The organism is Thalassobius vesicularis (genome assembly GCF_004799325.1).
In the GTDB taxonomy this organism is placed as follows: domain Bacteria; phylum Pseudomonadota; class Alphaproteobacteria; order Rhodobacterales; family Rhodobacteraceae; genus Thalassobius; species Thalassobius vesicularis.
The window spans coordinates 1-466 of record NZ_SSMD01000034.1 but is presented as its reverse complement, the minus strand read 5'-3'; the positions used below and the strand labels follow the sequence as shown (position 1 = coordinate 466).

At 55.8% G+C, this 466-nt stretch carries 1 protein-coding gene; it reads right to left on the bottom strand.

Annotation, left to right across the window (positions count from 1 at the left end):
• Positions 1-466, bottom strand: a 466-nt coding sequence (locus E7681_RS18665; protein ID WP_136340768.1) for a TetR/AcrR family transcriptional regulator, incomplete at both ends; no start/stop codon positions are given.

Sequence of the window (466 nt, the reverse complement as noted above, 5' to 3'; positions counted from 1 at the left end):
GTTAACAAAATGGCGATGTCTTCGGGGCTTTCGTCACCCTGCAGATCCCCTGACGCCTGCTGATCACGGATCGCAGAAACCAATCGGCCCTGATATGCTCCAAGGATCTCGCGAAACACATTGCGCAGGCCAGGATTTTCTACCTGCAATTCGCGGGAGAACAAGATTGAAGGCAAGGCCGGCGTGTGGGCAATGGCTGATAGCTGTGCTTCTATCAAAGCCTTCAATCGATCATTCGGCCCGGTAGCCAAGGTTTCTGCTGTAGTCCAGGCTGCCTTCAGCTGTTCCGCGATATCCTCGGCCACTGCCAGCCAGAGTTCGTTTTTTGTCGGGAAGTGGCGAAAGATCGCGGGCTGGCTGAGGCCAATGGCGCGAGCGACATCTGTTGTACTTAACCGATCAGGGCCAATCTCATCGGCCAATCGCAACACCGCAGCCACGATCTGCGTCTTTCGCTCTTCTGCGC